We start from the raw sequence: 15,240 nt of genomic DNA, 5'->3' as shown, positions 1-15,240 counted from the left end.
GCCATGACACCGAGAGACCGCAAGATCCGCCGCATCGCAGCCGTCCAGGCAAGGCTGCACCGCATCGCCGAATGGCGGCTGATGGAATGTCAGGCCAAGGGGAACGAGCTGGACGACCGGCGTCGCCGCATCATCGAGCGCTTCAACGACGCGGGCGGGCTGGATGCCGCCCTGGCGATGGCGGCCGACGGGCATTTGAAGAGCATCGGCGTCGAGCAGAGCGCTGTCGACCGGAGCAGGGAAAGACTGTCGGTTCAGGCGCGCGACGAGGCGCGCAAGCTGAAGCAGGTGTTGCGCAAGGTTCGGTCGGCCGCGGGGCGCGCGGCGCGCGAGGACGACCAACGCGTGCTGGAAGCCGAGATCGAGCGACTGGTCGCCCGGTTCGCCGGGGAAATCTAGTCAGGGAGACAGACGGCCGATGCCGGAGGAAGGAACTGATCGTGACGATTGAACCGGTGAACGATCTCATCGTCGATGTGATGGCGGCCGCCGACCCGGCCGCGCAGCGCATCGCCGCGAGCAGGCTGGAGCGGATGGCGTCGGATCACAGCTTCGTCGCGACCGTCGACCAGCTCGCCGACCAGGCCGCGACGATCGGCCGTGCCGCCACCGCAGGCGCCGATCTGCCGGCGCGGAGTACGACCGCCGAGATCGCGGGGCGCGCGTCGATCGTCGACAAAGCCGGCGGCGACCGCGCCGTGTACCGCAAGTTCGAGGCGTTCGTGCTGCAGATGTTCGTCGAATCGATGTTGCCGAAGAACGCCGACGATCTGTTCGGAAAGGGCACGGCCGGCTCGGTGTGGCGATCGATGCTCGCCGAGCAGATCGGCAACGAGATGGCCCGAGGCAACGGAATTGGAATTGCGAAGCAGCTGGCCGGCAAACCGTCGTCGACGGAGCCCGCCGCGGCCGATAGCTGAACGAGGGACACATGAAGAACACGCATATCGAGGACCGGCCATCGAGCGCGGCGGCCGAACGCGGACGCGATCAGCCGGACGCCGGCGTGCAGGCATCGCCGTCGCCGGACGAGGGCGCAGGTCCGCTCGATCCGGGCCGATGGCTCGGCCGCAACTCGAATACGCTCAGCGCCATCGAACGGCTCAGGGCGACCGTCGACGAGGAGACCGAGAAGCTCGAGGCGAGGGCGGCCGTCGACTTCGTGTCGTTCGGGCAGCGCAAGAATCGCGGGCTGCTGGAACTGAACAGGGCAGTGCGGGGCAGCCCGGAAGATGCCGCCGATCCGCGGCTGCTGCCGCATCTGACGCAGCTTCGCGCCAGCCTGGCCAGAAACCAGGCGGCGCTGCAGATTCATCTGGATGCGGCGCGTGAAGTCTCGGCGATCATCACCAGATCGGTCCAGGAAGTCGAATCCGACGGAACCTATTCGCTGGCCGGGACGCGTCCATGCAGATGATGAAACTGCTGTTGGCGGGCGTGTGGGCCTGCATCGTCACCATCGGGGCGAGCTTCGGCGTGTCGTACTGGAACGAGAGCCGCGCCGCTCCGCCGCCGGCGCAGGATTATCTCGACGGGCTGGTGTATGAGAAGACCAAGGTCGTCAACGTGCCGATGATCGCCGAGGGCCGCGTGCAGGGCTACGTCGTGGCGCAACTCGCTTTCACCGCCGACGCCAAGGTGTTGCGCCAGCTTCCGGTGCCGCCCGAACCTTTCGTCGTCGACGAGGCGTTTCGAACCGTCTACGGCGATCAGAACCTCGACTTCAAGAACCTGGCCAGATACGACCTCGCGCAGTTCGCCCGGAAGGTGAAGGAGCAGGTCAACAAGCGGCTGCAGGCCGGCGTCGTCCAGGACGTCCTGGTTCAGGACTTCAACTATGTGTCGAAGGATCAGGTTCGCCAGTAGCGCGCGACCTGAGATCGCCGAGCCGATATCCCATGTAGCGCTTGGATTCGATCGGATCGTAGCCGAGATGGCCGCGCAGCTTCTTGCGCAGCTTGCTGACATGGCTCTCGATGACGTTCTCGTCGAAGCTGGCGTCGAATACGCCGTAGATCGAGTTGAACACCTGGGTCTTCGTCAGCCACCGCCCCTGATGGCCGACGAAATATTCGAGGATGCGGAGCTCGCGGCGCGGCAGAGGCAGCGTGCGGCCGCCGATTTCCGGATCCCGCCCATCGAGAAAGACACGGATTTCGCTGGTGGCCGGCCGGTCGCCCGATCCGATCGTTCGCCGGCGGATCACCGCGGTGCGTGCGAGGATCTCCCGCACATGGACCGGAGCATGAACGACGTCGTCGACGCCGGCTTCGAACAGCTCGATCGTCTGGTTCAGGCGCTTCATGCCGTTCAATGCGATGATCGGCGCGGGAGATTTGGTGCGGATGCTGTGCGGAAGGCTGGTCCTGTCGGGGCAGTCGCCGAGGATGAAAGCTCCAATGGCGCCGAGATCGGTGCTGACCGCGCATTCGAGCCAATCGCGGAAGTCGGTCGACGAGAAACCGATCGACACGATCCCCTCGCGGTCAAAGCCGGCCGCGTAGCCGTTCACCACGCCCTGCCGATCGTCGATTACGACAAACATATGATTCCCCTGTGTGCTCGCCTGAGTGCGGTCGAACAGCCGAACGAGACTGTCCGCCTGATCCGTTTTTTGATTGATACTCACGCAACACAACTGCTTCTGACGCGGCGCGCCGCGTCTTTGGTGGTCGACGGACGATCGGCGCGATGGGCTTCGGCATCGAGGCGACGGCGCTTCTGCACGCCCGCTTGATCGTCGTTTTTCTCCGCCCGGCGAGTTTCGGAGAACAGGGCGGTATCCTTTCGTGACCCGTCGTCGGAGTAAGTCGCCACGGCGACCGATGTGTATCGTTTCGGGAAAGTGCGGCTCAATCTGAGTATCGGGTTCGTTATTAGCGAATCGAACTAGTAGTATTACGCGCATCTGGAACCGCGAGGTCAAGTAATAGAATTGCGCAGAAACTAAGGGTAAATTGGGGAAATATAAAATTGAAGCTATCTGTGTCGTTCACGTCGGTGTGTGAATGGTAGCGAACTACTAATTACCAGAACAAATCGCTACGCACTGCGACGCAAAGCTACACAAAGCTACACGATGCGACGCTGTGCTTCGTGATGCTACGTGATGCTACGTTTCTAAAAATGTTCCAATCGTCCGCGACATGGAGCCGGGTCGGTGCTCTGCGAATGAATGGCTCGCGATGGCGATGCCGCGATGTGATGATGACGGGCGATCGTCGTTGCGCCTTCCTGCAGAAGACGCGTGGCACGATACCCGTTCTGGTGCGATGACGGCGGCGCCTGCGCCTGTCAGCGCCCGGACTCGATCAGTCCCTTGGTCGTCATGACCTGCCAGTGGCCGTCGTCGGATCTGATGTCGAGGATGCGTCCGAGTTCGGGCACCTTCTGACCGAGAACGACTTCGACCACGCCGGACTGGCTCTCGAGCACGGCGACGCCATGATAGGCGCGGCGGACTCGCCATCCGGCGACGATGTCGGGCCGTGGGGATGCGGACGGCGACGGCGGCGCGATGCTTCCGGTCACGTCGGACGGCGATGCCGCGCGCGCCGGCGGCGCAATCGCGGCGCCGTCGGCTGCGGCCCGTTGCGGTTGCTCCGCCAGGGTCGGCCGCTCTCGCTCGATTCGGACGAGCATGCGGGCGAAGCGGTCGAGACGGTCGGTCGCGGCCTGGTTCGCGGCAGTCAGCGTGGTGCGGCCGGCCGCGACATCGCTGGAAAGTTCGGCGAGGTCTCGGCGAAGCTGGGCCACGCCGTCGCGCAGCGTTCGGATCTCGGCCTCGGATTGCGCCGCTGGAGAGAACGGCTGCACCATAAGATAGGCGAAGCCGGCGGCGTAGAGGCCTGTCGAGAGTCCGACAACCAACGCCAGCGAAACGAACGGGCGCTTCCAGGACTGCAGTGTCTGTGGCCGCACGACGAGCTTGGCAGGCGGGATGTTGATCCGCGGCCTGGTCTTGTCGGCTTCGGCGTGCGCAGCAGCGCGGGCGCGTTTTAGATTCGCGAGTGCCTCTTTGGCGAGCAATTCGTCGAGCGTTTGAGCTGCGATGTGAGGTGCGGCGGTGGGCTTGCCCGCAGGCTTGGCGTGAGATGCGTCGCGGTCGCCGGCGCCGCTGCCGGCCGGTCGCGATTCTGTCCGCGATAATTGGGCCCGCGATATCTGGGCATTCGTCGTGCTGGTATTGGTGTCGACCATGGCCGTCTGTGACGAAAGTGGCATTCGTGCAGAACCAGCGATAACAAGTGAACCTTGTCCGAAGCCGACGTGCCTATCCTTGGTGAATTGGACTGCAGTCGCGAGCGATGTAGAAAGAGTCGATCATTGTGAACACAGCTTTTGTGTTTCGCCCCGCTTTTTCTTGGATTCGATTCATACTGAGTGAACGGTTCGGTCATAGGTTCCCGGCCATGAAAGTTGATCCAAAATCCTGGGCGGAAAATTTTGTCGCTCAACTCACTGTGGATGGCGAACGTGTGCCGTTCGAGCGCGTCCTGGCTTATCAGTTCGATGAAATCACGAAGTTGCGGGCGACGTCGGGGCTGACCTGGCGCAGCATGGCGGCGCTGCTCGTGCGCGCCGGAGCCCGTCGGGCCGACGGCGGTCTGATTTCAGCCGATCAGTTGCGGGTCGGTTATGCGAGGCTGGCGCGTCGCGCCGGAAAAACGTCGGATCGCGACGACGCGCTCGACGGGGAACGCGGCGATGGTCTCGATCTCGAGTGAATTTCGTCGCAAGCGCCGGCGGTCTGCCGGTCATGTGCATTCGCCAATGCAGCCTTGCAGCGAGACCCCACTCAAATAGGAAGCGAGAGCAGGATCGCGAATTGACGATGCGCCGTCCTGCTCCTGTCGAATTTGATTAGTTGTTTAAGGTCTCGCCCGGATCGATTTCAGCGGCGGAGTTCGCGCCGCCTGCGGGGCGCAATGGCGGAGCACGGCGCCGCCGGCGATGACGGCGCGGTTACGTCGCCGTCTTCCCCAGTTGCGGATGCTTGCGGCCGAAATCGGCAGCGGCTTCGTCCTGACCGATGTCGACGATGCCTCGGCGGATCACGCGGGTTCGGCTGAAATGCTCGAACAGCGCCTCGCCGTCGCCGCGGCGGATCGCGCGGGTCAGCTTCGACAGGTCCTCCTGGAATTCGCCGAGCATTTCCAGCACCGCGTCCTTGTTGTTCAGGAACACGTCGCGCCACATCGTCGGGTCGGAGGCGGCGATACGGGTGAAGTCGCGGAAACCGCCTGCAGAGAACTTCAGCACCTCCGAGCGCGTCACTCCTTCGAGCTCCTCGGCTGTGCCTACGATTGTGTAGGCGATCAGATGCGGCAGATGGCTGGTCACCGCCAGCACCTTGTCGTGGTGCTCCGGCGTCATGATCTCGACATTGGCGCCGAGCCCGCTCCAGAACGCGGCGAGCTTGTCGACCGCGTCCGCATTGGTGCCCTCCGGCGGTGTCAGAATGCACCAGCGGTTGATGAACAGTTCGGCGAAGCCGGAATCCGGCCCCGAGTTCTCTGTGCCGGCGACCGGATGCGCCGGCACGAAGTGCACGTTCGGCGGCAGATGCTCGGCCATCGCCTTGACGACCGCGGCCTTGACCGAACCGACGTCGGAGACGATCGCGCCGGGCTTCAGATTCGCCGCGATCTCCTGCGCGGCCTCGCCGCAGGCGCCGACCGGGATGCACAGGATGACGAGATCGGCGTCCTTCACTACCTCCGCATTGGTTTCGACCACGCGGTCCACGACACCCAGCTCGGCCACGCGGGCGCGCGACGCCGCCGAGCGGGCGGTGGCGACGATCTCGCCTGCGAGCCCCTGCAGCCGCGCGCCGCGTGCGATCGAGCCGCCGATCAGGCCGAAGCCGATCAGCGCCACTCTTTGAAACAGCGGCGCCGTCATGGCTTCGCCATGAACTCGGTCAGCGCCGCGATCACCAGTTCGTTGGCCTCGTCGGTGCCGATCGTCATGCGCAGCGCGTGCGGCAGCTTGTAATTGCCGAGCGCGCGCAGCACGAGACCGCGCTTGGTCAGGAACGCGTCCGCATCCGCCGCGGTCTTGCCCGCCGTGGTCGGGAAATGGATCAGCACGAAATTGCAGACGCTCGGCGTCACCTTCAGGCCGAGTTTGGTGAACTCCTCGGTCAGTCGGTCGCGCCACTTCTCGGTGTGGACGCGCGACATGTCGACATGCGCGGTGTCCTGGATCGCCGCGACCGCGGCGAGCTGCGCCGGGATCGACGTGTTGAACGGACCGCGGATGCGGTTGACCGCGTCGACGATGTTGGCGGGCCCGAACATCCAGCCGATCCGCAGGGCGGCGAGGCCGTGCACCTTGGAGAAGGTGTGGGTCAGCACGGTGTTGTCGGTGGTCGACACCAGCTCGATGCCGATCTCGTAATCGTTCTTCGAGACGTAGTCGGCATAGGCCGCGTCCAGCACCAGCACGACGTGCGAGGGCAGGCCCGCGCGGAGACGTTTGACTTCATCAAAGGGGATATAGGTCCCGGTCGGGTTGTTCGGGTTGGCGAGCCACACCAGCTTGGTGTTCGGCGTGACCTTGCCGAGGATCGCGTCGACGTCGGTCGTCAGGTCCTTTTCCGGCGCGACCACGTTGGTGGCGCCGTTCGCCAGCGTGGCGATCGGATAGACCAGGAAGCCGTGCTGCGACGAGATCGCCTCGTCGCCGGGGCCGAGATAAGTGTGCGCCAGCAGATTGAGGATTTCGTCGGAGCCGGCGCCGCAGATGATGCGGTCGGGATCGAGGCCATAGGCGCGGCCGATCGCCTCGCGCAGCACCCGCGAGGTGCCTTCCGGATAATCCTCGAGATGGTCCGCCGCGCTCTTATAGGCCGCGATCGCGTGCGGCGACGGGCCGAACGGGGTTTCGTTGGCCGAGAGCTTGAACACCTTGCGGCCGGCTTCGGGCACGGGGCTCTTGCCGGGGGTGTAGGGCGCAATATCGAGAATGCCGGGCTTCGGCACGGGACGGGACATCGTCTACTCCGGAGTGTCAGGCGGCTGAAAGCCGGGCCGTCAGGTCAGGGCCTTGCCGCTCGGGGGCACCGTATAGCGCCTCGCGTGGCTGCCGACGAGGCCCGATGAGCGCACCGAGGCCCCCGCTGCGATCAGGGCAGCCTTGATCTGGTCGAGGCTCCCGGGGGCGGAAATCGACACCAGCAGCGCCGCGCCGTCGAAAGCGGTATCCGGCACCGCCACGACTTCGGCCAGCGGCGAGATCGCTCGGGCGATCTCGGCGTTCCAGCCCGACACCCGGATACTCCAGGTTTCGACCTCGGTGACCATGGCGCTGTCGGCGACCCGCGACACCACGAATACCGGCAGCGCCGCCGGATGGTCGGCGCGCTCGATGAAGGGCAGCCGGGCGATGATCTTCGGCGCGCCGTCGGCCTCCAGCGCCAGCCACCACGGCGTGCTGCCGGAGGTCGCCGACACCAGCGCGAGGTCGCCCTTGGAGCGCGCCACCGCCTCGACCGCCGCGGAGGCCGAGAAATGCGGCACATAGGGCACGGTGAAGCCGAAATGGAACCGGGCCGAATCCCGCATCGCGGATTCGCCCAGCGACTGGTCGACATGCACGGCGAACGGCGCTTGGACATAAGTGAAGGTGGCGATGATCACCCGCCAGATGCTCTCGACGGTGTCGAGCGGCAGGATGCCCTTATGGCGCTGCACCAGCCGCCGCATCATGTCGGCCTCGCGCGCCGGCCGGAACGCCGAGCCGACCTCCTGGGTCTGCTTCACCGAAATCAGCCGGTCGATGATGTCGCCGCGCTGCATCAGCAGCTGGTGGACCTGCTCGTCGATACTGTCGATCTCCTGCCGCAATTCGGTGAGCGACGGCGGCGAGGGCGGTTGGGTCATGGTCGGCCTTGCGGGTTCGAACGTCCGGGAGATACCGCCCCTGATTAGAAAACAGGGCCCGCGAAAGCAAAGGAAACGTTGATCGATTCCCTCTCAACCGCCGCAGCGCGCTCCCTCTCCCGCCTGCGGGAGAGGGCTGGGGTGAGGGCGAGCCGGGCACGGACGCTGCGATCCGCCGAGAGTCAGCTTCCCCCACCCGCCGCGCTTCGCGCGTCGACCTCCCCCGCAAGCGGGAGAGGTTGCGCCGTGCCCGTTGGAAGGCATCCCGGAACAAGCCGCGCCGCCCGCCAAAGGCCCAATATTGACGGCTCCGGACTTCGTGATTAGAGTCCCAGCCAGATCCCGTGGTCATTTGAGCCGGCCGGCTTGCAGCCACGTTAAACAACTCGCTAAACAGGCCGGGGACAGTTTCTGATCCCGGCCGAACCGATGTTCAGGCCGGGTTTTTTATTGGCTCGGCCGCTCTTATCTGAGGTCAGCGTGGATCTCCGCGCTGAGGCCGTTGGCAATATGATGAACATACATTCGGCAAAAGGCCCCATGGCTGCGAATGGCGAGCGCCCGCACGAGGCCGATCATCCGACGTCGCTGGTGGCGTCGTTCGGCGCCGACCAGCCGCTGCGGCTCGATTGCGGCGTCGACCTCGCCCCGTTCCAGATCGCCTACCAGACCTACGGCACGCTCAACGCCGACAGGAGCAACGCCATCCTGGTCTGCCACGCGCTGACGATGGACCAGCACGTCGCCAACGTGCACCCGATCACCGGCAAGCCCGGCGGGTGGCTGACGCTGGTCGGTCCGGGCAAGCCGATCGACACCGACCGCTACTTCGTCATCTGCTCGAACGTGATCGGCAGTTGCATGGGGTCGACCGGCCCGGCCTCGACCAATCCGGCCACCGGCAAGGTCTGGGGCCTCGATTTCCCGGTCATCACCATCCCCGACATGGTCCGGGCCCAGGCGATGCTGATCGACCGGCTCGGCGTCGACAAATTGTTCTGCGTGGTCGGCGGCTCGATGGGTGGCATGCAGGTGCTGCAATGGAGCGTCGCCTATCCGGAGCGGGTGTTCTCGGCGATGCCGATCGCCTGCGCGACAAGGCATTCGGCGCAGAACATCGCCTTCCACGAACTCGGCCGCCAGGCGGTGATGGCCGATCCGGACTGGGCCCACGGCCGCTATGTCGAGACCGGCGCGCATCCGCACCGCGGCCTCGCGGTGGCGCGGATGGCCGCGCACATCACCTATCTGTCCGACGCCGCTTTGCACCGCAAGTTCGGCCGCAGGATGCAGGACCGCGAGCTGCCGACGTTCTCGTTCGACGCCGATTTCCAGGTCGAGAGCTATCTGCGCTATCAGGGCTCGTCCTTCGTCGAGCGCTTCGACGCCAATTCGTATCTCTATCTGACCCGCGCGATGGATTATTTCGATATCGCCGCCGACCATCACGGCGTGCTGGCGGCGGCGTTCCGCGGCACCCAGACCCGGTTCTGCGTGGTGTCCTTCACCTCGGACTGGCTGTTCCCGACGCCGGAATCGCGCGCGATCGTGCACGCGCTCAACGCCGGCGGCGCGCGGGTGTCGTTCGCCGAAGTCGAGACCGACAAGGGCCACGACGCCTTCCTGCTCGACGAGCCGGAATTCATCGACATCGCCCGCGCCTTCCTGCATTCGGCGGCGACCGCGCGCGGGCTCGACCGGACGGGGCGCTGAGATGGCGGTGCAGGAGAGCTTGCCGCTGGAGCCGCAGGCGCGGACCACGTTGCGGGTGCATCGCGCCGATCATCTGCTGGTCGCCGACATGGTCGAGCCCGGCTCCAAGGTGCTCGACGTCGGCTGCGGCGAGGGCGATCTGATGCAGTTGCTCGAATCCCGCGGCGTCGATTGCCGCGGCATCGAGCTGTCGCGCGAGGGCGTCAACCGCTGCGTCTCGCGCGGCCTCGCGGTGGTGCAGGGCGACGCCGACACCGACCTCGATAACTACACCGCCGACGCCTTCGACTACGTGATCCTGTCGCAGACGCTGCAGGCGACGCGGCAGCCCAGGGTCGTGCTGGAGAACCTGCTGCGGATCGGCCGCCGCGCGATCGTGTCGTTTCCGAATTTCGGCTACATCAACATGCGGCTGCAACTGCTGATCAACGGCCAGATGCCGCGCACCGACAATCTGCCGGCGACCTGGTACGACACCCCGAACATCCACTTTTGTACCATCAAGGATTTCGTCCTGCTGTGCGACGAGATCGACGTCAAGATGGAACGCGCGGTGGCGCTCGACCGCTACGGCCGGCCGCTGCGGCTCAACGCGCCGTGGTGGTTCTGGAACATGTTCGGCGAGCAGGGCGTGTTTTTGCTGAGCCGCGCGCAGAAGAAACACCACGCCGCGCCGGGCGATTACATCGCGCCCTGATTGCAGCACCGGCGTTCTGCGACGCGCGATTTCGTGATGCGGAATTGGGTCGCCGCTGCGGCGCGACGTTCCGACGTGCGGGTTCCCCTGCCACGAAATGATCTTCTTATGACCGTCATATCACTACCTCGTCGCCGCACGAGTCATTCTCTCGCCATCGCTGCTCTGTTTACGGCACCCGGCCGGTCGTTGCGGACCGGCGTGTCGATGGAGAGAGTTGCTGTATGGTTGAGTTCACTGCGTTTCGGTTCAGTCGCGTTATCGTATGGATCCTGGGTTTTGCGGCGATCGCCGCACTGACGAGCCCCGCATCGGCCCGGCCGTTGCACCGTCATCATGGTCATCACACTACGCACTATTCGAATTGGTATCAGGGCGATCAGTTCGCGTCACAGCGCGGCTATCAGCATCGTGCCGGCAAGCATCACGGCAAGCGCTACGGCAAACGGCACGGCCGGGGCTACGCAAAGCGTCATGCCCGGAGCAGGCCCGCTCAGGCCGCCGCCAATGGCTTCGCCCAGCCGCAGCAGTTCGGTTTCGCGGGCTTTGATCAGGCGCAGACCGGTCAGGCGCAGGCCTTCGCGCCGAACTACGCCGCCGCCACCAGCGCGCCGCGGATGATGAAGCAGCGTGCGCAGCGGCGTTCGGCGCGGGTCGCGCCCACTGCCCAGCAGGCGCAGTGGCAGACCTGGAACGGCGGTGGTGGCGGCGGCTCGAGCCTGGTGGCCGAGGCACGCCGCTACATCGGCGGCAATCCGACCGGCCGCAGCCGGCTGTGGTGCGCGCGCTTCATGAACATGGTGCTGGAGCGCTCGGGCCATCGCGGCACCGGCTCCGACATGGCGAGTTCGTTCGCCCGCTACGGCCAGCGCATCTCCGGCCCGCAGGTCGGCGCCATCGCGGTGATGTCGCGCGGCAAGCGCGGCGGCCATGTCGGCATCGTCAGCGGCATCGATTCCAGCGGCAATCCGATCGTCGTCTCCGGCAATCACGGCCGCCGCGTCGCCGAGTCGGTCTACTCGAAGAGCCGCATCTACGCCTATGTGATGCCGTCGAGCTGAGCTGTTCTGACCCTCTCCCCTTGTGGGAGAGGGTGGCAGCCGAAGGCTGCCGGGTGAGGGGGCGCGACAACAATCGCCGTCGAGTTCTGCGCCCCCTCATCCGGCGCTGACGTCGTCAGCGCCACCTTCTCCCACGAGGGGAGAAGGAAAGAGCGCATGTTGCTGACGAGATCCGTCTACGCGAATTCCACCTTATCGCCCTTGGCGATGCGCCCGCCTTCGATCACCTTGGCATAGACCCCGCAATCGGCGTGGCCGAGCTGGCGTTGCAGCGTTTCGGGAATCTTCATGTCGCGCGCGGCGGTGACCGGGTCGACATTGGTGGCGGCGCAGCGGACGGTGCGCTTGACGATCTTCAGCCGCGCCTCGCCGATCGCCAGCGTCTCGCCGATCATGTCGAGCTCGGCCCAGGCCGGCCAGCCGCTGACATAAAGGTTGGCGCGGAAGCGCAGCGGGTCGACCTTGTGCCCGGTCATATTCTCGATCTCGGCGACGCTGGCGAGGTTGATGATCGAGACCACCTTCATGGCGACGTCGGAAAAACTGTAGCCGTCGCCGACGAGCAGCTTCGGCGGCCCGCGCAACTCGTCGGCGAATCGTTCGGCGAACAACGCCTCGATCGCGGCGCGACCCTCCGCGGTGCGCAGGTCGCCGCGCGCCAGCTCGGCGCCGTCGGCTGCGATCGACAATGTATGCGTGTCGTCGTCGTAATGCGTCCGCAGCGCCGCCAGCCGCTCGTTGCGCATCAGCATCAGGTAGTGGGTCTTGGCCTTCCACACCGGCGCGGCAGGGTCGAACCCGGTCGGCCCGTTCTCGATCGCGTAGGCGCGGTCGGCCGGCAGCGTCCGGCCGGCGCGCAGCGCGACCTCCGGCAGCGATTCGGGCGACAGGCCCTTGACGGGGTAGCGATAGATCGAGGTGATGGAGGCTGGAGATGGTAGGATCATGCCGTTTTTCTTAGTCGATTCCCGCGACTCTGACCTGCACGAAATTGTGACGCCGCGTCTTCCGTTTCCACCAGCAGATGCCCACATTTCCGTCAAGCCGCTGCCCTGATCGGGCAGGGCGACGACCGCCGCCGGCTGAGGAATGTCAGCGCGGCCGGTGGAACCCAATGAAGATGCCGTCCGCGTGCTTTCGAGGCGCCGACGGCAGGCTGAGGGACACCCAAAATGAACCCTGAAAAATACACCGAACGCGTACGCGGCTTCGTCCAGTCGGCGCAATCCCTGGCGGTCCGCGAGGGCCATCAGCAGTTTTCGCCGCTGCACATCCTCAAAGTGCTGCTCGACGATTCCGAAGGGCTCGCTGGCGGTCTGATCGATCGCTCCGGCGGCAATTCCCGTCTGATCCTGAAGGCGACCGAGGACGCGCTCGGCAAGATGCCGAAGGTGTCCGGCTCGGGCGCGGGGCAGGTCTATCTGGCGCCGGCGACGGCGCGCGCGCTCGACGGCGCCGAGCAGGCCGCCGAGAAGGCCGGCGACAGCTTCGTCACCGTGGAGCGGCTGCTGCTGGCGCTGTCGCTCGACAAGGATTCCGAGGCCGGGCAACTGCTCGCCAAGGGCGGCGTCACCCCGCAGAACCTCAACGCCGCGATCAACGCGCTGCGCAAGGGCCGCACCGCCGACTCCGCGACGGCCGAAAACGCCTATGACGCGCTGAAGAAATACGCCCGGGATCTCACCCAGGCGGCGCGCGACGGCAAGCTCGATCCGGTGATCGGCCGCGACGAGGAAATCCGCCGCACGATCCAGGTGCTGTCGCGCCGCACCAAGAACAATCCCGTGCTGATCGGCGAACCCGGCGTCGGCAAGACCGCGATCGTCGAAGGCCTGGCGCTGCGCATCCTCAATGGCGACGTGCCGGAGAGCCTCAAGGACAAGAAGCTGCTGGCGCTCGACATGGGCGCGCTGATCGCGGGCGCAAAATATCGCGGCGAGTTCGAGGAGCGGCTGAAGGCCGTGCTCAACGAGGTCACCGCAGCCGCCGGCGGCATCATCCTGTTCATCGACGAGATGCACACGCTGGTCGGCGCCGGCAAGGCCGACGGCGCGATGGATGCGTCCAACCTGTTGAAGCCCGCGCTGGCGCGCGGCGAGCTGCATTGCATCGGCGCCACCACGCTCGATGAATATCGCAAGCACGTCGAGAAGGACGCAGCTCTGGCGCGGCGCTTCCAGCCGGTGTTCGTGTCCGAGCCGACCGTCGAGGATACGATCTCGATCCTGCGGGGGCTGAAGGACAAATATGAGCAGCACCACGGCGTGCGAATCGCCGATTCGGCGCTGGTCGCCGCCACCACGCTGTCGAACCGCTACATCACCGACCGCTTCCTGCCCGACAAGGCGATCGACCTGATGGACGAGGCCGCAGCGCGGCTGAAGATGCAGGTCGATTCCAAGCCCGAAGAACTCGATTCGATGGACCGCGAGATCGTGCGGCTGAAGATCGAGCAGGAGGCGCTGAAGAAGGAGAGCGACGCCGGCTCCAAGTCTCGGCTGCAGACGCTGGAGAAGGAGCTCGCCGACCTCGAGGAGAAGTCGGCTGCGCTGACCCAGCGCTGGAGCGCGGAGAAGAACAAGCTCTCCGACGCCCAGAAGCTGAAGAGCGAGCTCGACGGGCTGCGGCTCGAACTGGCCGACGCGCAGCGCCGCGGCGAGTATCAGCGCGCCGGCGAACTGGCCTATGGCCGGATTCCGGAGCTGGAAAAGCGGCTCGCGGACATCGAAGCCAACGAGAATTCCGGCGAGATGATGGAGGAGGCGGTCACCGCCAATCACATCGCCCAGGTGGTGTCGCGCTGGACCGGCGTGCCGGTAGACAAGATGCTCGAGGGCGAAAAAGAGAAGCTGCTGCGGATGGAAGAGCAGATCGGCAAGCGCGTGGTCGGCCAGTTCGAGGCCGTGCATGCGGTGTCGACCGCGGTCCGCCGCTCCCGCGCCGGGCTGCAGGACCCGAACCGGCCGATGGGCTCGTTCATGTTCTTAGGCCCGACCGGCGTCGGCAAGACCGAGCTGACCAAGGCGCTGGCGCAATATCTGTTCGACGACGAGACCGCGATGGTCCGCCTCGACATGTCCGAATACATGGAGAAGCACTCGGTCGCCCGGCTGATCGGCGCGCCTCCGGGCTATGTCGGCTACGACGAGGGCGGCGCGCTCACCGAAGCGGTGCGGCGCCGGCCGTATCAGGTGGTGCTGTTCGACGAGATCGAGAAAGCGCATCCGGACGTGTTCAACGTGCTGCTGCAGGTGCTCGACGACGGCCGCCTGACCGATGGTCAGGGCCGCACCGTCGATTTCCGCAACACGCTGATCGTGATGACGTCGAATCTCGGCTCCGAATATCTGGTCAACCAGCCGGAAGGCGAGGACACCGGCGTGGTGCGCGAGGCCGTGATGGAGATGGTGCGGGCGCATTTCCGCCCCGAGTTCCTCAACCGGGTCGACGAGATCATCCTGTTCCACCGGCTGCAGAAGAGCGAGATGGGCCGGATCGTCGACATCCAGTTCAGCCGGCTGGCGAAGCTGCTGGAGGATCGCAAGATCGTGCTCGACCTCGACCCCGCCGCGCGCGACTGGCTGGCCGAGAAGGGCTGGGACCCCGCCTATGGCGCCCGTCCGCTGAAGCGGGTGATCCAGCGCCATGTGCAGGACCCGCTCGCCGAGATGATCCTCGACGGCTCGGTCAGCGACGGCGACCACGTCGCAATCTCGACCGAAGGCGGCGTCCTGACCTTCAACGGCCAGCCGCCCCACACCGCCGATGTCGAGCCGTTCACCGGCCGCCCGCCGAAGCGGATGCTGAACTGAGGCGAGGCAAAGTGCGGGCGAAATTTCCGCACGCACTTTGAGAACTCACAAATCGTCATGGCCGGGCTCGT

At 65.6% G+C, this 15,240-nt stretch carries 16 protein-coding genes and 1 riboswitch; of the genes, 9 read left to right on the top strand and 7 right to left on the bottom strand.

Going from position 1 to position 15,240, the window contains the following annotated elements; all coding sequences use genetic code 11:
* The first annotated feature begins 3 nt into the window (after positions 1 to 3).
* Genes ACTZWT_RS17705 through ACTZWT_RS17690 form a run of 4 tightly spaced genes read left to right on the top strand, consistent with a single transcriptional unit; the run spans position 4 to position 1,866 of the window.
* The gene (locus ACTZWT_RS17705) at positions 4 to 399 is read left to right on the top strand and encodes a hypothetical protein (RefSeq protein WP_444770993.1); all 396 of its coding nucleotides are present in this window, start codon (positions 4 to 6) and stop codon (positions 397 to 399) included.
* Positions 400 to 440: 41 nt separating this feature from the next.
* Positions 441 to 920, top strand: coding sequence for a rod-binding protein (locus tag ACTZWT_RS17700; protein WP_444770992.1), 480 nt, complete (start codon positions 441 to 443; stop codon positions 918 to 920).
* A gap of 11 nt (positions 921 to 931) precedes the next feature.
* Complete coding sequence (locus ACTZWT_RS17695) at positions 932 to 1,417, top strand: hypothetical protein (RefSeq protein ID WP_444770991.1); 486 nt, start codon at positions 932 to 934, stop codon at positions 1,415 to 1,417.
* Complete coding sequence (locus ACTZWT_RS17690; RefSeq protein ID WP_444771268.1) at positions 1,414 to 1,866, top strand: hypothetical protein; 453 nt, start codon at positions 1,414 to 1,416, stop codon at positions 1,864 to 1,866. The genes ACTZWT_RS17695 and ACTZWT_RS17690 overlap by 4 nt, the downstream gene beginning before the upstream one ends.
* Here ACTZWT_RS17690 and ACTZWT_RS17685 read toward each other — a convergent pair.
* The 3 genes from ACTZWT_RS17685 to ACTZWT_RS17675 all read right to left on the bottom strand — a co-directional run bounded on the left by ACTZWT_RS17685 (position 1,832) and on the right by ACTZWT_RS17675 (position 4,200).
* Positions 1,832 to 2,545, bottom strand: a complete 714-nt coding sequence (locus ACTZWT_RS17685) for a response regulator transcription factor (protein ID WP_444770990.1) — start codon at positions 2,543 to 2,545, stop codon at positions 1,832 to 1,834. The two genes, ACTZWT_RS17690 and ACTZWT_RS17685, sit on opposite strands and share 35 nt — an antisense overlap.
* An 80-nt stretch (positions 2,546 to 2,625) precedes the next feature.
* Positions 2,626 to 2,856: a hypothetical protein gene (locus ACTZWT_RS17680; RefSeq protein ID WP_444770989.1), complete on the bottom strand. Its 231-nt coding sequence runs from the start codon at positions 2,854 to 2,856 to the stop codon at positions 2,626 to 2,628.
* 438 nt (positions 2,857 to 3,294) lie between these two features.
* Complete coding sequence (locus tag ACTZWT_RS17675; RefSeq protein ID WP_444770988.1) at positions 3,295 to 4,200, bottom strand: hypothetical protein; 906 nt, start codon at positions 4,198 to 4,200, stop codon at positions 3,295 to 3,297.
* A gap of 212 nt (positions 4,201 to 4,412) precedes the next feature.
* Here ACTZWT_RS17675 and ACTZWT_RS17670 point away from each other — a divergent pair, with 212 nt between their 5' ends.
* Positions 4,413 to 4,727, top strand: coding sequence for a hypothetical protein (locus ACTZWT_RS17670; RefSeq protein ID WP_444770987.1), 315 nt, complete (start codon positions 4,413 to 4,415; stop codon positions 4,725 to 4,727).
* A gap of 238 nt (positions 4,728 to 4,965) precedes the next feature.
* Here ACTZWT_RS17670 and ACTZWT_RS17665 read toward each other — a convergent pair whose 3' ends face one another.
* Genes ACTZWT_RS17665 through ACTZWT_RS17655 form a run of 3 tightly spaced genes read right to left on the bottom strand, consistent with a single transcriptional unit; the run spans position 4,966 to position 7,886 of the window.
* Positions 4,966 to 5,904: a prephenate/arogenate dehydrogenase family protein gene (locus ACTZWT_RS17665; protein WP_444770986.1), complete on the bottom strand. Its 939-nt coding sequence runs from the start codon at positions 5,902 to 5,904 to the stop codon at positions 4,966 to 4,968.
* Positions 5,901 to 6,998, bottom strand: coding sequence for a histidinol-phosphate transaminase (gene hisC, locus ACTZWT_RS17660; protein WP_444770985.1), 1,098 nt, complete (start codon positions 6,996 to 6,998; stop codon positions 5,901 to 5,903). Before hisC ends, ACTZWT_RS17665 begins: the two co-directional genes overlap by 4 nt.
* 39 nt (positions 6,999 to 7,037) lie before the next feature.
* On the bottom strand, positions 7,038 to 7,886 hold the full coding sequence (locus ACTZWT_RS17655; protein ID WP_444770984.1) for a chorismate mutase: 849 nt from the start codon (positions 7,884 to 7,886) through the stop codon (positions 7,038 to 7,040).
* A gap of 334 nt (positions 7,887 to 8,220) precedes the next feature.
* Positions 8,221 to 8,300: riboswitch (SAM riboswitch) on the top strand.
* A 96-nt stretch (positions 8,301 to 8,396) separates the two neighbouring features.
* Here ACTZWT_RS17655 and metX point away from each other — a divergent pair.
* The 3 genes from metX to ACTZWT_RS17640 all read left to right on the top strand — a co-directional run bounded on the left by metX (position 8,397) and on the right by ACTZWT_RS17640 (position 11,357).
* On the top strand, positions 8,397 to 9,599 hold the full coding sequence (gene metX, locus ACTZWT_RS17650) for a homoserine O-acetyltransferase MetX (RefSeq protein ID WP_444770983.1): 1,203 nt from the start codon (positions 8,397 to 8,399) through the stop codon (positions 9,597 to 9,599).
* Position 9,600: 1 nt separating this feature from the next.
* Positions 9,601 to 10,296 (top strand): methionine biosynthesis protein MetW, encoded by a 696-nt coding sequence (gene metW / locus ACTZWT_RS17645; RefSeq protein WP_444770982.1) that lies wholly within the window; start codon positions 9,601 to 9,603, stop codon positions 10,294 to 10,296.
* A 224-nt stretch (positions 10,297 to 10,520) separates the two neighbouring features.
* Positions 10,521 to 11,357, top strand: a complete 837-nt coding sequence (locus ACTZWT_RS17640) for a TIGR02594 family protein (protein ID WP_444770981.1) — start codon at positions 10,521 to 10,523, stop codon at positions 11,355 to 11,357.
* A 176-nt stretch (positions 11,358 to 11,533) separates the two neighbouring features.
* Here ACTZWT_RS17640 and ACTZWT_RS17635 read toward each other — a convergent pair whose 3' ends face one another.
* Positions 11,534 to 12,304 (bottom strand): MOSC domain-containing protein, encoded by a 771-nt coding sequence (locus ACTZWT_RS17635; protein WP_444770980.1) that lies wholly within the window; start codon positions 12,302 to 12,304, stop codon positions 11,534 to 11,536.
* A gap of 225 nt (positions 12,305 to 12,529) precedes the next feature.
* Here ACTZWT_RS17635 and clpB point away from each other — a divergent pair, with 225 nt between their 5' ends.
* Positions 12,530 to 15,169, top strand: a complete 2,640-nt coding sequence (clpB, locus tag ACTZWT_RS17630; protein WP_444770979.1) for an ATP-dependent chaperone ClpB — start codon at positions 12,530 to 12,532, stop codon at positions 15,167 to 15,169.
* Positions 15,170 to 15,240: the final 71 nt, after the last annotated feature.

It is taken from the genome of Rhodopseudomonas sp. NSM, assembly GCF_052445935.1.
In the GTDB taxonomy this organism is placed as follows: Bacteria; Pseudomonadota; Alphaproteobacteria; order Rhizobiales; family Xanthobacteraceae; genus Rhodopseudomonas.
Note: the sequence above shows the minus strand (reverse complement) of the source record. Positions and strands in the feature narration are given on the sequence as shown.

What these genes read in the sequence shown, in the direction of transcription:
- ACTZWT_RS17705 (WP_444770993.1), top strand. Translation starts at nt 4, where the DNA reads ATGACACCGAGAGACCGCAAGATCCGCCGCATCGCAGCCGTCCAGGCA.
- ACTZWT_RS17670 (WP_444770987.1), top strand. Translation starts at nt 4,413, where the DNA reads ATGAAAGTTGATCCAAAATCCTGGGCGGAAAATTTTGTCGCTCAACTC.
- ACTZWT_RS17665 (WP_444770986.1), bottom strand. Translation starts at nt 5,904, where the DNA reads ATGACGGCGCCGCTGTTTCAAAGAGTGGCGCTGATCGGCTTCGGCCTG.
- metW (WP_444770982.1), top strand. Translation starts at nt 9,601, where the DNA reads ATGGCGGTGCAGGAGAGCTTGCCGCTGGAGCCGCAGGCGCGGACCACG.
- ACTZWT_RS17675 (WP_444770988.1), bottom strand. Translation starts at nt 4,200, where the DNA reads ATGGTCGACACCAATACCAGCACGACGAATGCCCAGATATCGCGGGCC.
- metX (WP_444770983.1), top strand. Translation starts at nt 8,397, where the DNA reads ATGATGAACATACATTCGGCAAAAGGCCCCATGGCTGCGAATGGCGAG.
- ACTZWT_RS17640 (WP_444770981.1), top strand. Translation starts at nt 10,521, where the DNA reads ATGGTTGAGTTCACTGCGTTTCGGTTCAGTCGCGTTATCGTATGGATC.
- ACTZWT_RS17695 (WP_444770991.1), top strand. Translation starts at nt 932, where the DNA reads ATGAAGAACACGCATATCGAGGACCGGCCATCGAGCGCGGCGGCCGAA.
- hisC (WP_444770985.1), bottom strand. Translation starts at nt 6,998, where the DNA reads ATGTCCCGTCCCGTGCCGAAGCCCGGCATTCTCGATATTGCGCCCTAC.
- ACTZWT_RS17635 (WP_444770980.1), bottom strand. Translation starts at nt 12,304, where the DNA reads ATGATCCTACCATCTCCAGCCTCCATCACCTCGATCTATCGCTACCCC.
- ACTZWT_RS17690 (WP_444771268.1), top strand. Translation starts at nt 1,414, where the DNA reads ATGATGAAACTGCTGTTGGCGGGCGTGTGGGCCTGCATCGTCACCATC.
- clpB (WP_444770979.1), top strand. Translation starts at nt 12,530, where the DNA reads ATGAACCCTGAAAAATACACCGAACGCGTACGCGGCTTCGTCCAGTCG.
- ACTZWT_RS17685 (WP_444770990.1), bottom strand. Translation starts at nt 2,545, where the DNA reads ATGTTTGTCGTAATCGACGATCGGCAGGGCGTGGTGAACGGCTACGCG.
- ACTZWT_RS17655 (WP_444770984.1), bottom strand. Translation starts at nt 7,886, where the DNA reads ATGACCCAACCGCCCTCGCCGCCGTCGCTCACCGAATTGCGGCAGGAG.